We start from the raw sequence: 13755 nt of genomic DNA, 5'->3' as shown, positions 1-13755 counted from the left end.
TTTGCTATGTCCGCATCTATGCCAGCTTATATGAGCGATCCCACTGACGAGCAGCTCAGCGCCCTCAATATGGCGATGGATCACAAGTCTTTTAAAGTGGTCGCTTATGCCGGTGCCGGTAAAACAACCACGCTAAAATTGATTGGCGAGCGTTTGCGCGGACGCGGCTTGTACTTAGCCTTTAACAAAGCCATTGCCAATGACGCGCGCGCAAAATTCCCGCCACATGTAGAATGCCGTACCTTTCACTCGCTTGCCTATCGCCATGTTGCCCGTGATATCACTGCAAAACTGTCGTTACCGCGCTTTTCGCCCAAGCGTTTGGGCGATGACTTGGGTTTGCAACCTGTGCAAGTACGCAGGCAGATGGATGGCGTTAATAAATATATTACGCTCACGCCAGCACGATTATCACGCTTCGTCAGCGATGCTATCAGCAATTTTTGTAGTACGCATGCCAGCTATCCTGCGCCAAGACATATCTTATTTCCAAGCTGGCTTGATGGATCAGATGCTGAACAGCTGCGTGAGATGCTCTATCCTGCCGTTGAGCAGCGCTGGCTACAGTCGATTGATGCGCGCCACCCTGCTGGTATCGGGCATGATATTTACCTAAAACTTTGGGCATTGTCTAAGCCCAGTATCCCAGCAGATTTTATTTTATTCGATGAAGCGCAAGATGCTGACCCACTGATGATGGGAATTTTGACTCAGCAACCACGGCAAGTCATCTACGTCGGGGACGCGCATCAGCAGATTTATGAATGGCGCGGTGCCGTCAATGCGATGAAAAAACTGCCATTGCCACAAACTTTATTGACCCAGTCTTTTCGCTTTGGCGAGCCGATTGCTGAGATTGCCAATACGCTATTAAAGGCCCTGCAAGAAGAGGTACCCCTTAAAGGTAATCCAAATAAGCAATCTTCCACCGACAAAGGTATGGTACATAGTAAAAAAGATGCCATTCTGTGCCGTACCAATGCTGCGGCAATGTCTCAGCTGTTGACGGGTCTAAAGCTTGGGCATAAAGTGGCGCTCCAAGCCGATACCGAGCGCATGCTAAAATTCTGTCAGGCAGCCGAACACTTAAAAAATGGTAAATCGGCGTATGGTGTCCCTGAGCTGGCGTATTTTTATAATTGGTCGGACGTACAAGAGTATTCTGAAACCAATGAAGGCAGTGATCTAAAAACACTGGTCAAATTGGTTGATGATCATGGCACCAATGTCTTAAGCCAAGCGGTCAATAGCTTATCAAGCATTGAGAATGCCGACTATGTCATCTCAACCGCTCATAAAGCCAAAGGGCTTGAATGGGGGAAAGTACAGCTAGATGACGACTTTTATTATGATATCAACACCAATGCGGTCAAGATAAGCCCAGAAGAATTGCGCTTGCTTTATGTGGCTTGTACACGTGCCCAAAGCAACTTAGACATTCATAATATCAAAGATTTGATATCGGGATTGCAGACGGGCAAAAAGGTGATTTTTGGCAATTCTTAACCTTTTATCAGCCATTAGAAATCTTCCATGATGCTAATTTATAACGACTTTATATTAATAAGCAATAAGCCATGAACCACCAACAACCTGATATGTCGTCTCACGCTTTATCTCAAGCAATGCAACAGCGTCAAACAACCCTACAGCAATTATTTGCGAGTCCAGTTCGTCTCCTTGCCCCTATGGAAGGCTTAACCGATCCATTGATGCGGCAAATTCTAACGCAAATTGCGACAGACTTGGGTCGCCCTTACGACTGGTCGGTCAGTGAATTTATCCGTGTGACTCAGCATGTATTGCCCGCTCATGTGTTTTATAAATATGTGCCTGAGCTACATCACGATGCCAAGACCGCATCTGGTACGCCGATTCATATTCAACTACTGGGTAGTGAAGCGCAACTCATGGCAGAAAATGCCGCTTATGCTTGTGAGCTTGGTGCGCCGGCGATTGATATTAACTTTGGCTGCCCTGCCAAGACGGTCAATAGCCACCGTGGTGGTTCGGTATTATTGGATGAACCCGAAACCATGTATCAGATTATCAGCGCGGTGCGGCAAGCTGTGCCTGCTCATATTCCTGTATCAGCAAAGATTCGTTTGGGCTATACCGATACCAGTCGCATGGATGAAATCAAAGCTGCTATTGCTGCGAGCGGTGCTGATTGGCTAACCATTCACGCGCGGACAAAAACCCAAGGCTATAAGCCGCCAGCCTATTGGGATAAGATTCAAAGCTTTAATACCCTTGATATACCAGTAATTGCCAATGGTGAAATATGGAATAGTGAGCACGCACAAAAATGTATGGCGCAGGCAAGGACAAGGCACTTGATGTTAGGACGCGGGGCTGTTACCCGTCCTGATTTGGTTGCGCAAATTGATAGAGAACATAGTCAGATTTCAAATGATCAGACGACATTGTTATGGCAAGCGCTGATTGCTCATCAGATTAAATTTTTGCAAGGCGAGGCAAAAAGCGATATCGTATTGGTCGGTCGTTATAAACAGTGGTTAGCGATGCTCACCAAAGGCTATAGCGAGGCGAAGATATTATGGGATAGTATTAAAAGAGAAAAAAACAAAGCAGCTATCATTAGTGCACTACAGATGAGCGAACAATAACGTTAACTGCTTGTATTTTAGAATAAATATCATCATTACTTAGATACTGCTAGGTACTGATTCGAATCGCTAAGTAAAAGAGCATGAGGCAGCAGGCAATCGATAGCCCCCAAAGAATCGAGCGGAACATCGCCAAATTAGTGATGTAAGCAACACAAAAACCGATACGAATCAGCACATATAGCCACGCCAATGTATTCACAATGATCTGTGGCACAAAAAACAGCATCGCTACCAACACCGCTGCCAAAAAAACCGGCAATGTCTCATAGCTATTTTGCTGCGCGGCATTAGCACGTGCAGCAGGGCCCGTCGTGCCCTGTAAAAAATCTCGCGGATGGGCGTTATCAGCCAGATTAAAACCGCCAATAGCTTTTGCAGTCAATGCCATCGTTAATGGCAACAGACTTGCCACCACCATTGCCCAAATGGCCGATGCTGCGGTATCAGAGACCAATCCTAAGAATAAATTCATCAATATACTCGCCTTTATTCTGCGATAACTTCAAAATCATGGGTAATATTCACCCCCCCTTGTACCAACATTCGACTGGCTGAGCAGTATTTTTCTGCAGATAATTTGATGGCTTTTTCTACTTGGCTTTCTTTGACATCTTGTCCCGTCACCACAAAATGCATATGGATATCAGTATAGACAGCCGGTACGGTTTCAGCACGTTGAGCGGTCAAATCGCAACGCACGTCAGTTACTTCTTGACGCGACTTTTGTAAAATTGCCACTACATCATAGCTGGCACAACCGCCCAATCCCAATAAGATAAGCTCCATAGGGCTTGCGCCTTTTTCTTTATCGGCATCGATTTGTACATTATGACCTGATGGCGATATACCCATAAAAGCCTTGTTTTCTTGCCACGTAACGCTTGCTTTAGATTCTGACATTTTTTATTGATCCTTGTTTTAATTGGTCACAGCTAGATGATAAATCGCTGATGCATTTTTATTAGCCCATTTTTCTTGATGTAATATTATCGGCTCAATGTATAAGAACAGCTTTATCAACTTGTTACTTTATGATTGATTGAGATAAGCAGAATACGACTAGTGTAGCATAAGCCAAAATGAGATTTTATAAATCAAAAACTTGTGTCATTACTTGTATTATTAAGTAAGCGCTCATAGCCTTTAGCCTTTAAAGCACTAGCTTTGATAACGAAATAATTTTGCTAAAAATCATACAAAAGTTTGCTTGTAAATAGCAACATAACATCTTGATTTTAAATCATTAATGCTATGAAACATTTTATAGCAAAATACTGTTACACATTTTGCTTGTTTCTTGGTTTAATGACGGTAATGAATCTTATTTTACCAAAGTATCGATAACAGCCACCCTATAATAATTATGATTGCTGTTACTGTACTGTGTTGAAATAAGCTATTTTTACACAAATTAAAAGGTTAGGTCATGATAGATGCAGACGGCTTTCGCGCCAATGTCGGTATCATCTTGGCCAATACACAAGGGCAAGTTCTGTGGGCAAAACGTATTGGTCACAACGCTTGGCAGTTCCCTCAAGGTGGTATCGACCGCGGGGAGACGCCGATGGATGCGATGTATCGCGAGCTCTGGGAAGAGGTCGGTCTACATCCGCGTCATGTCGATTTGCTGGCGGTTACGCAAGATTGGTTGCGCTACCGTCTGCCAAAACGCTATGTTCGTCATGGGCAGTACCCCTTGTGTATTGGGCAAAAACAGAAATGGTTTTTGCTACGCTTAGATGAGCCGAATACCCAACACATCCGCTTTGATGAGGGGAAACCAGAGTTTGATAACTGGCAATGGGTCAGCTACTGGTATCCACTTGGACAAGTGATTCACTTTAAACGCGGGGTATACCGCCGCGCCTTGCAAGAATTGGTGCCCGAACTACCGCTCCAACAGGGACTTATTATTCCAGAACAAAACAATCATTTGTTGATGGAATAAAGTCGCTGATTTTGCCGGCGTTCATGTAATAACGAATACCTCTAATGATATTTGACCATCACTAGAGGTATTTTTTTGTCGAAGGCTTTGGTTTTATCAGTCGCTAATGAGTACATTCACGGCTGACAATTTCAGCTTGAATACCTGTATCCGAGCCAGTATTTTTGCGTAAGGTTAATATACTTTGTGTGCGTGTGCCATAGCTTGGCATGGCATTATTGGCATTAGCAACTCCTAACAAATTTACCCCTCCAATATAAATAGATGACAGCGCTTGCTCTACTTTTATATCGACACCAGTATCTGGTAAATTTTCTGCAGGTGCTTGAGTCATATCGGACAATACCTCTAGAGCAGCGGTTTGCCAGTATCTTGCATCACTATTTTCGCTAATCAATGGCAATATTTCTTGGCGTAACCTGCCACGCAAACGCTCTGTCTTAAACCAACTCTCTTCTGGCTGTCCATTAGAGAATACGTGCAAGCCTGCATATAGTGGCGTGGGTGCATGACCACGGTTATTAACGACAACCGCCTGTTTGCTATCACCGATAATAAGATTAAACCCAGCATATTTTTGCAGACTGATTTTCCGTGCAAATTCCATCGGGTTTAAGTGATTGGTCAAGAAATCGGTAACCAATTCACCACGTGAGCGCTCATCATTACTTGCTTGCACACCATCGCGAAAGTTCAATACTGCCGCCCAGCGACCGTTTCTTTGATAAGTAGCTGATTGTGCTTGCTGTGTTTCTGACATCGTTGCTTGATGAATACCCAGCCAAGTACCCCCACTTTGCGCATCGCGTCCTGCAAAAATAGGCTTATCTTCCCATTGATGTAGTGGCTCTGTCGGACGCTCTAGAAACTCATCGCGATTAGATAATAAAACCAAAGGCAGCTCATCAAATAACTGCCAAGCAATAGCGACAATACACATAGAATTCCTTGATATTAATACTCGTACTAATACTGGTATAAGTTTTTAGTTAGTGTTTAGTTTTTTATCGGCAGGATAGCTAATTTGATAGATCGACTGCACAACCTGTGATTGTTTACTCGGTAAATCAAACTCCCACGCTACAATGCCTTTATTATCGTTCCAATCTTTTTTGCTAATCCCTGGTGTATGCGTTGCAGTTACTTTAATACTGTCGTCGCTACTCACAGGTTCTGCGCCCAACACTTGCAGACGCACACTACGATTATGCTGATTGGTGAATTGATAAGCTTGGGTGATGGTTTTGGTTTGTTGACGGTTAAATACGCCTTTATCACCTTTTTTGTCTGCATCAATCAGCTGTTTCACAAGCAGGCTCGGATCAACACCAAAACCAATGCCCTGCTCTTTTAGACTTCGGTAATCATAGCGCGACTGACCAACATAATTATCGTCGCGATACAGTTGCAACGAGCCATCCGCCCAAGCTGGCGTCAAAAACGGCGCAGACGCATACCAGTAAGCGGCAGCTTCAACGCTCGGTGTACTACGTAGCCAAAGCGTGCTGCTGCCAGATTGTTCATCTATCACTGTGCGTACGCGCCTGCCATCACTAGGGATACTCACGCGCTGCGGCAAGCGATACTCAGTGATACCATTTTTATTTTGACTGCTAACGGTAAAGCTCGGTAGCGGCGCCATGTTTTCGGCACCGCCATAACTGTCGCTAGCAGAAACGACCAACACTGGTGCGCCTTCCATCATTGGTTGTGCAAACCTAGTCATTTTAGCTTGCTCTTCTTCATATAAGGACAAGCGCTCGACTCTCGGTAGCTGGCTGGTCGTTGTTTGATTTGGATTGACTGTACTTAAGATAACCGGCACATTATTCCAATTTTCACCCGTTTGTTGGGCGATGATGGCAGAGGCGGTGATATTGAGTTGTTTATTATCAGTATTTAAACGCGCTTGATAAGTCGGCTCCCAGCTGGCGCCGCGTACTTGATAATGTAATTTAACGCTACTAGCAGAACGGCTAGCGGTACGTACAGTGACTTGGGTAACAGTATTTTGTACCGAGGTCGTACTGCCAGCGACCAGCTGATTTAAATCATCATTGGCGCGGGCTTCTCGTTTTTGCAGCTCTACTATTTTTTTATTGATACTGGCTGCTTGCGTTTCTAAATCGCGTGCATTATTAGCAAGGGTACCAGCAGTAGTGATTTGCGTGACTTTAGTGAGATTTTGCAAATAGGCTTTGGTCAGGCGTGCAGCTTCCAATTCAGCACTGATATCCGCTAGATTATTCTGCTGACTCTGTACGTTAGCGGCACCTTGATACTGGCACTGCGCTGCTTGCTCGCCACTCAAGGTTTGGATACTGACTTCACCGATATTGACATTACCCAGTGCTTGCACACTAATACTATCGGCTTCGATCGCAGGCGAAAGACAGGAAAAAATCAGTGTCTGCTCTCCTGTACCACTGATGGGTAATGCACGAGTCACACTGGCTAAGCCTTGATAAATGGTAATTTGTTCGATACTACTGGTTGCTGCTTGCACCATCACTGGCACAAAAAAACTTAAGCCTGATGCGACTGTACATAATAAGGATAAGGGTAATCTGTTTGGCTTAAAGTTTGGCGCTTGCACATCAACCTTGGTAACGAATTTTTTATCGTGCAAAAGTGATCGTGATGATACATTGGGGTGCATGACGTTTCCTTAGAAGTTAATGCGCTTTTGTTCATCTTATCGGTTTTTTTGGGGCTTTGCTATTCATTCACTTACCTGGTTCGATAATTTACTTCAATAAATATGGTAGCGATTAGCTTTAGAAGGAGTGCCATGACGTTGGGATATAGACACTGTAAGTGCCATGGCTGCTGCAATCGTTAACATTCTTTTATTTTGCACAGACACTAGTGTTCGCAAAGGTCAAATCTTGCTATTATAAACAGCATTTATTACCAATAATTATGGCGCCTTTATGATAATTCATCCTCAGTATAATCCTGTAGCGCTATCCTTGGGTCCAGTAGACGTGCACTGGTATGGCTTGATGTATTTGCTGGCATTCGCTGCCGCTTTTGGTCTGGCTTGGTATCGCAGCAGCAAACGCGACAATTGGACCACCGATATGGTGTCTGATTTGGTCTTTTATGGTGCGCTTGGTGTGATTTTGGGCGGTCGTATTGGCTATGTACTGTTTTATCAGTTTGGTGAGCTATTACAAAACCCTGCTTATCTATTAAAAGTTTGGGAAGGCGGCATGTCTTTCCACGGCGGTTTTATCGGCGTCATGGTAGGTATGTGGTTCTTTGCTCGTAAATATAAGAAAACCGCCTTCCAAGTATTCGATTTTATCGTACCTTGCGTACCAACAGGCTTATTATTTGGGCGCATTGGCAACTATATCAATGGTGAGTTATGGGGACGCGTATCAGACGGTGGCTATAACTGGCTGACCTACTTTCCGCAAGCCGCTGCCTTTGATATGGAGCAATTACAAAGCAATCCACAACTGCAAGAGTTGATGATTGAGGTCAATGGGCAGTATGTGTTACCGCGTCACCCATCGCAGTTATACGAAGCCTTTGCAGAAGGGCTGCTATTGTTTATTTTCTTATGGTGGTATTCATCGAAGCCGCGTCCACGCATGGCTGCAACCGCTGTATTCTTACTAGGCTATGGTATCAGCCGCTTCATCATTGAGTTCTTCCGCCAACCAGACGCTGATCAAGGGTTTGTGTTATTAGGCTGGATGACTAAAGGACAAATATTAAGTGCGCCAATGATTATTCTTGGCTTTATCCTACTAATTTATGCTTACAAACGCGGTATCTATGACTGGGGTAAGCAAGCCGCTTATTAAGGTGCCAAACAATGATTGAGCCAATAGAATATTATGCTGTGTTAACACGATATATGCCCTTTATTAAGCTAATTTCTATGTTAGAAGAAGGCTTATTTATTCCTAAAGCAAACCTTTTTAGCGACAAATGGGAAGACGGTTTACACTTATTTGATGGTACAGAAGATCCATTTTTAACAAAAGAAGAACTTACAACTGCCAAAGATTGGATTTACGTAAGTTGCTGGTATGCAGATGAACCAGAGACGCATGCCATGTGGAACTCTTACGGAAACTCAGACAACGCTGTAGCGATACAGACAACGCAACATGATTTCAAAGCTGCTTATCATGGCTCAAAAATAGATCCAATGTGTTCTTATGTTGGTAAAGTTAAATATCATATGCCCGCTAACGCTCAAGAGCTTTATGACAATCAAACTATTCGACCTTGGCTTGGAAACAATAATGATGATTCGAAAGATCCAAAAACTACATATCCTCGATTCTATTTATTTCATAAGCATCACGCTTTTTCTTTTGAAAAAGAAGCAAGATTTTTATTGGTCGACAATGATGCTACAGTGGCAAAAAGGAATGACAGGCTTGGCATTCATCTTTCGGCTAAGTATAGTAGAGAAATGATTAAGAAAATTATATTGCATCCTAACTGTTCGGACTGGTTCGAAAATACCATTCGAAAGCTTGTTAAAGACACATACAAACTAGATATTCCAATTTACAAATCATCGTTAGTTGGTCATAAAAATTAATATAGCTAAATTTTAAAATCTCTTAAATATTTATTGAAGTTGAAAAATATGATTACCAATAAAAACGAGCAAGCCTACTTAGATTTGCTACATTTAGTTCTAAACGAAGGCACGGAAAAAGGTGACCGCACTGGAACTGGTACGCTTAGCCATTTTGGCGCACAGCTGCGTTTTAACTTAGCCGATGGTTTTCCATTACTAACCACCAAAAAAGTCCATTTTAAATCTATCGTTTATGAATTACTTTGGTTTTTAAGTGGAAGCACTCACGTCAATTACTTGCAAGAGAACGGTGTGCGTATTTGGAATGAGTGGGCGACGGCAGAGCAAACAGCGCGCTTTAATCGTCCTGCTGGCGACTTGGGGCCAGTTTACGGTCATCAGTGGCGTAATTATGGTGCTAGTAAAAGCGAAGATGGCAGCGACAACCGTGTTTATAATGACGATGGCGTCGATCAAATCAGCCAAGTGATTGAGCAAATAAAAACCAATCCTAACTCGCGGCGCTTGATAGTTTCTGGCTGGAATCCGAGTGAAGCAGAGCAAGTTGCCTTGCCACCTTGTCATACGATGTTCCAGTTTTTTGTCGCGGACAATAAACTCTCTTGCCAGCTCTATCAGCGTTCAGCAGATTTATTTTTAGGTGTACCCTTTAATATTGCCAGCTATGCACTCTTGACTCATATGGTGGCGCAAGTATGCGAACTAGAAGTGGGCGAATTTATCTGGACCGGTGGCGATTGCCATATTTATCAAAACCACCGCGAGCAAGTTGAATTACAGTTGACCCGTTCGTTATATACGCTGCCAACGTTGACGCTCAATCCTAATGTAAAAGATATTTTTGCTTTTAACTATGAAGATATTAGCGTTGAGGGGTATGAATCGCATCCCGCTATCAAAGCGAAGGTTGCCGTATAGCATTTGTCTGATTGAAAATTTTAAATAAAAGTCGTATTTTAAAAGAAAATAAAAAGGATATGTTATGAGTTATGCTAACACCGAAGTTGCCCAAATCGCGGCTATCAGTAGCAATCGCTGTATTGGTAAAAACAATGAGCTACCGTGGCATATCTCAGCAGATTTGCAGCATTTTAAAAGTATGACGACTAAAGCAAATGATGGCGCGATTCAAGGTATCGTCATTATGGGTCGTAAGACGTTTGAATCAATGGGCAGCCGACCTTTGCCAAAACGCGTGAGCTTTATCATCAGCAGCCAGTTAGATTATGCTGAGCAAAAAGGCCTTGTTGGTAAAAGTAACGCTTATGTCGTGCACAATTTAGATGATGCGTTAACGCAAGCGGCCAGTCTCGCGCACGGTGCGCATCTTGATACGATTTGGGTGATTGGCGGTGAGCGCGTGTTTAAAGAGGCGATGATGTATACCGACCGCATTGAGCTGACTCATGTAGACACCGAGATCACTGATGGCGATGCTTTTTATCCTAACATACCAGATGATTTTATAGTGTCAGAAGAGTCTGAGCAGATGCATGATGATAAAAGTGGCTTAGATTTCAAATTTATGACTTATAAAATAAAAGCGGCTGAATAATAAAGTGTTATCGTTAAAAAACTGGGGTTGTTCTAATATTATTTAGAACAGCCCGAGTTTTTTATTGTCAGAAACCTAAATTTATTTAAGATTAGACAAATCTACTCATGCAAAACCTTATAAACCGTTTTGGCTAATATTGGCCCAATTCCTTGCACACCAGCCAATTCTTGCTGCGACGCCCCAAGTAATTGCTGCAGTCCGCCAAAATGATTGAGTAAGTCACGACGACGCTTTTCACCAAGTCCCGGAATCACTTCTAGCACTGACGATGAACGGCGCTTATCGCGTTTCTTACGGTGTGCAGTAATCGCAAACCGATGCGCTTCATCGCGAATATGCATTAATAAATGCAGTGCCTTACTATCCATGGGCAAATCAAGCGGCTCATGGTCAATGAAATGTAGTACTTCAAGCCCAGCCTTACGCCCCTCGCCTTTTGCCACACTAATCAGCAAGGTATCACCAAGAATACCCAACTCGGTCAATACTTCTTTGGCGATACCTAGCTGACCTTTACCGCCATCGATAAGTAGTAAATCAGGCAGTGGCTGCTTCTTATAACGGCGCGTTAGCACTTGCTTCATCGCGGCATAATCATCGCCGCCGACAATATCATGTATCGCATATTGGCGATAATCACGGCGACGCGAGCCACCTTGGTCAAACACCACACAGCTGCCGATGGTCGCCTCACCCATCGTATGCGAGATATCAAAACACTCAATGCGATCAATGGTTCGATCGGTCACTTCGGTCAAGACGTCTTTGAGTGCGCCAAAGCGCGCATGCAGCTCTAAATAATCGCCAAGTTTGGTTTTTAGCGCATTATTGGTATTCAGCTTTGCCAAATCTAACCATTCGGCGCGGTGCTCACGGACGCTGGTTTTGATAACAACCTTGCTACCAAAATGCGTTGCCAATGCTTCACTGACCGCAAGCTGATCCGGTAACTCATGACTAAGGATAATTTCGGGTGGCAAATCATCTGTTACTTGAAAATAAAACGAGGTGATAAAAGCGGATAAATTATCAGCAAGTGGCTCACTACTATCGACATCAGGGAAATAGTTTTTACCACCAAGTACACGGCCGCCACGTACGGTCAATACGTTGACACAAGTCATGCCTGCTTGACTGGCAATGGCTATCACGTCTGCCTCACCTTGCACAGTATAGACGGCTTGCTTCGCTTGTACTTCACGCAGCATAGACAGCTGATCACGATAAAAAACCGCTTTTTCAAAATCTAGCTCTTCCGCAGAAGCTTCCATTTTTTCAATCAAAGCACTATGAATATCACTAGAATCACCCTTTAGGAATCGGATGGTATTATTGACGTCTTCTGCGTAATCTTCGGATGATACTAAGCCCACACAGGGTGCACGGCAACGTTTAATCTGATACTCAAGACAAGGACGCTTACGTTGCTTAAAAAAGGTATTGGTACATTGGCGCATTTGAAACATTTTTTGCATCAGCACTAACGTCTCTTTTGCCGCATGCGCAGAGGGAAAAGGACCAAAAAATCGTCCTTTTTGATGATTGCCCTTGCCGCGTCCATAAGCCAGACGCGGATACGGCTTATCTGCTGAAATAAACACATAAAGATAAGATTTATCATCTCGCAATAACACGTTGTAAGGCGGACGATGTTCTTTAATCAGATTTTGCTCGAGCAGCAATGCCTCGGTTTCACTACGAGTAATAATAGTTTCGATATTATGAATACGCGCGACCAATGCACGCGTCTTTGGATGGTCAATCGTCTTAGCAAAGTAACTATTGACGCGACTTTTTAGCGATTTTGCCTTGCCGACATATAAGATATCACCATTTTTACCCAACATTTTATAAACCCCTGGCAAATTTGGCAGGCGCTGAATTAAATGCTTAAGACGGGCTTTTTTATCGTCGACGGGACTCGATGCTAAGACATTGACCATAGAATTTATTGCTCTTAAAATGCTGATATACAGATGTTTATGGGGCGATAGTGAGCGTTTTGCAAGAATACTTATCAGCTTAGCAATAACCACAAAAAAGGCCAGCACCAAGGCTGAATTTTTGCAAAAATAATAATAACGCCAGTGGCGAAAATTTGGCAGTAATGCCAGAATATCCGGTAACATAGCGACGATAGCCATGACGCCGGTTAATATCAAGCATGGACAAAAACAAAGCACTAAGATTTGAATGAAGTTACGCTTTAGCTCTAGCGCCTTCATGGGTTTTTCACTATGATAAATACCTTTTTACCCATAACGATTGAATAATAGCAGTCTAAAAATCAAGAAGTACCCTAGGATAAGTTTATGAGTTTACTACCCAAAAATCTTGAGACGCTAAAACGTAACGCTAAAAAAAATATTATGCCATTGCTCACGCCTTATCTGCTCAAGTTGCGTATCAACACTTATGCCCCTTATATCGGTGCCGGTATCAAGATTGAGCACATCAACCTTGACCAAGGCTTATGCGTGGTTAGCATGGGACTCAATAGCCTGAATAAGAATATTGTAGGGACACAGTTTGGCGGCAGCTTATATTCAATGGTTGACCCGTTTTATATGTTGATGCTTATGCACCAGTTAGGGAACAGCTATGTCGTTTGGGATAAAAGCTCACAGATTGAATTTATCGCGCCGGGCAATAGCAAAGTCACTGCTCGCATGAAAATTCCCAGTAATGAAATCACCACCATCCAAGAACTGGCAAAAGAAGGCGAACCCGTGTTTCGTGAATACCAAGTAGATATCGTCGACGATCAACAAAAGACCATCGCTATCGTCACGAAAAAACTATACATACGCCTGCGCAAGTACAGCAAATCTAAAGACCAAAGTAGCCGTATCGAAAATCTGGATGATTGAAGTTAACTTTCAAAACTGTGATTTGATTTTAAAACGGTCAGTTAAATTTTTGATTTAAAGTATGTTACTTAAAACGCCTTAATTAAAGCGACAGAAACAAAAACCCCAATCTGGCTTACGCACAGATTGGGGTTTTGTCTTTTTTGGTACTACCCGCTTATTTATATGATAAA

The 13755-nt window shown here is 43.1% G+C and carries 13 protein-coding genes; 8 read left to right on the top strand and 5 right to left on the bottom strand.

Features of this window, described 5'->3' with window-relative positions:
• Positions 1-6: 6 nt before the first annotated feature.
• On the top strand, positions 7-1506 hold the full coding sequence (locus JMW90_RS07585) for a UvrD-helicase domain-containing protein (RefSeq protein WP_201562809.1): 1500 nt from the start codon (positions 7-9) through the stop codon (positions 1504-1506).
• 92 nt (positions 1507-1598) lie between these two features.
• Positions 1599-2630: a tRNA dihydrouridine synthase gene (locus JMW90_RS07580; RefSeq protein ID WP_201562901.1), complete on the top strand. Its 1032-nt coding sequence runs from the start codon at positions 1599-1601 to the stop codon at positions 2628-2630.
• A gap of 49 nt (positions 2631-2679) precedes the next feature.
• Here JMW90_RS07580 and JMW90_RS07575 read toward each other — a convergent pair whose 3' ends face one another.
• Complete coding sequence (locus JMW90_RS07575; protein ID WP_201562807.1) at positions 2680-3105, bottom strand: MAPEG family protein; 426 nt, start codon at positions 3103-3105, stop codon at positions 2680-2682.
• A gap of 14 nt (positions 3106-3119) precedes the next feature.
• Entirely contained in the window at positions 3120-3533 is a 414-nt protein-coding gene (locus JMW90_RS07570) for an OsmC family protein (protein ID WP_201562805.1), read from the bottom strand.
• Positions 3534-4059: 526 nt separating this feature from the next.
• Between JMW90_RS07570 and JMW90_RS07565 the strand changes: the two genes are divergently transcribed.
• A complete protein-coding gene (locus JMW90_RS07565) occupies positions 4060-4581 on the top strand; it encodes an RNA pyrophosphohydrolase (RefSeq protein WP_201562803.1) in 522 nt (173 codons plus the stop codon).
• Positions 4582-4684: 103 nt separating this feature from the next.
• On the opposite strand, the gene JMW90_RS07560 is transcribed toward JMW90_RS07565, so the two are convergent.
• Together JMW90_RS07560 and JMW90_RS07555 are read right to left on the bottom strand one after the other, a co-directional pair.
• On the bottom strand, positions 4685-5521 hold the full coding sequence (locus JMW90_RS07560; RefSeq protein WP_201562801.1) for an NRDE family protein: 837 nt from the start codon (positions 5519-5521) through the stop codon (positions 4685-4687).
• A 45-nt stretch (positions 5522-5566) separates the two neighbouring features.
• Entirely contained in the window at positions 5567-7240 is a 1674-nt protein-coding gene (locus JMW90_RS07555; protein ID WP_201562799.1) for a DUF4139 domain-containing protein, read from the bottom strand.
• Positions 7241-7514: 274 nt separating this feature from the next.
• On the opposite strand from JMW90_RS07555, the gene lgt reads away from it, so the two are divergent.
• The 4 genes from lgt to JMW90_RS07535 all read left to right on the top strand — a co-directional run bounded on the left by lgt (position 7515) and on the right by JMW90_RS07535 (position 10709).
• Positions 7515-8399, top strand: a complete 885-nt coding sequence (lgt, locus tag JMW90_RS07550) for a prolipoprotein diacylglyceryl transferase (protein WP_201562797.1) — start codon at positions 7515-7517, stop codon at positions 8397-8399.
• 11 nt (positions 8400-8410) lie between these two features.
• Positions 8411-9151 (top strand): DUF2971 domain-containing protein, encoded by a 741-nt coding sequence (locus JMW90_RS07545; protein WP_201562795.1) that lies wholly within the window; start codon positions 8411-8413, stop codon positions 9149-9151.
• A gap of 48 nt (positions 9152-9199) precedes the next feature.
• On the top strand, positions 9200-10072 hold the full coding sequence (locus tag JMW90_RS07540; protein ID WP_201562793.1) for a thymidylate synthase: 873 nt from the start codon (positions 9200-9202) through the stop codon (positions 10070-10072).
• 64 nt (positions 10073-10136) lie between these two features.
• On the top strand, positions 10137-10709 hold the full coding sequence (locus JMW90_RS07535; RefSeq protein ID WP_201562791.1) for a dihydrofolate reductase: 573 nt from the start codon (positions 10137-10139) through the stop codon (positions 10707-10709).
• A gap of 101 nt (positions 10710-10810) precedes the next feature.
• Here the strand turns inward: JMW90_RS07535 and uvrC are convergent, their stop codons facing one another.
• Positions 10811-12655 carry an excinuclease ABC subunit UvrC gene (gene uvrC, locus JMW90_RS07530; RefSeq protein WP_201562899.1) on the bottom strand — a complete coding sequence of 615 codons (1845 nt, stop codon included), beginning with the start codon at positions 12653-12655 and terminating at the stop codon, positions 10811-10813.
• A gap of 369 nt (positions 12656-13024) precedes the next feature.
• On the opposite strand from uvrC, the gene JMW90_RS07525 reads away from it, so the two are divergent.
• Positions 13025-13582: a DUF4442 domain-containing protein gene (locus JMW90_RS07525; protein WP_133104943.1), complete on the top strand. Its 558-nt coding sequence runs from the start codon at positions 13025-13027 to the stop codon at positions 13580-13582.
• Positions 13583-13755 lie beyond the last annotated feature (173 nt).

The sequence above is a fragment of the Psychrobacter glacincola genome, assembly GCF_904846215.1.
Taxonomy (GTDB): domain Bacteria; phylum Pseudomonadota; class Gammaproteobacteria; order Pseudomonadales; family Moraxellaceae; genus Psychrobacter; species Psychrobacter glacincola.
Note: the sequence above shows the minus strand (reverse complement) of the source record. Positions and strands in the feature narration are given on the sequence as shown.

Excerpts from the sequence above, each read along its gene's own strand:
- JMW90_RS07560 (WP_201562801.1), bottom strand. The coding sequence starts at position 5,521 with ATGTGTATTGTCGCTATTGCTTGGCAGTTATTTGATGAGCTGCCTTTG.
- uvrC (WP_201562899.1), bottom strand. The coding sequence starts at position 12,655 with ATGGTCAATGTCTTAGCATCGAGTCCCGTCGACGATAAAAAAGCCCGT.
- JMW90_RS07535 (WP_201562791.1), top strand. The coding sequence starts at position 10,137 with ATGAGTTATGCTAACACCGAAGTTGCCCAAATCGCGGCTATCAGTAGC.
- JMW90_RS07545 (WP_201562795.1), top strand. The coding sequence starts at position 8,411 with ATGATTGAGCCAATAGAATATTATGCTGTGTTAACACGATATATGCCC.
- JMW90_RS07580 (WP_201562901.1), top strand. The coding sequence starts at position 1,599 with ATGTCGTCTCACGCTTTATCTCAAGCAATGCAACAGCGTCAAACAACC.
- JMW90_RS07525 (WP_133104943.1), top strand. The coding sequence starts at position 13,025 with ATGAGTTTACTACCCAAAAATCTTGAGACGCTAAAACGTAACGCTAAA.
- JMW90_RS07575 (WP_201562807.1), bottom strand. The coding sequence starts at position 3,105 with ATGAATTTATTCTTAGGATTGGTCTCTGATACCGCAGCATCGGCCATT.
- JMW90_RS07555 (WP_201562799.1), bottom strand. The coding sequence starts at position 7,240 with ATGCACCCCAATGTATCATCACGATCACTTTTGCACGATAAAAAATTC.
- JMW90_RS07585 (WP_201562809.1), top strand. The coding sequence starts at position 7 with ATGTCCGCATCTATGCCAGCTTATATGAGCGATCCCACTGACGAGCAG.
- JMW90_RS07540 (WP_201562793.1), top strand. The coding sequence starts at position 9,200 with ATGATTACCAATAAAAACGAGCAAGCCTACTTAGATTTGCTACATTTA.
- JMW90_RS07565 (WP_201562803.1), top strand. The coding sequence starts at position 4,060 with ATGATAGATGCAGACGGCTTTCGCGCCAATGTCGGTATCATCTTGGCC.
- lgt (WP_201562797.1), top strand. The coding sequence starts at position 7,515 with ATGATAATTCATCCTCAGTATAATCCTGTAGCGCTATCCTTGGGTCCA.
- JMW90_RS07570 (WP_201562805.1), bottom strand. The coding sequence starts at position 3,533 with ATGTCAGAATCTAAAGCAAGCGTTACGTGGCAAGAAAACAAGGCTTTT.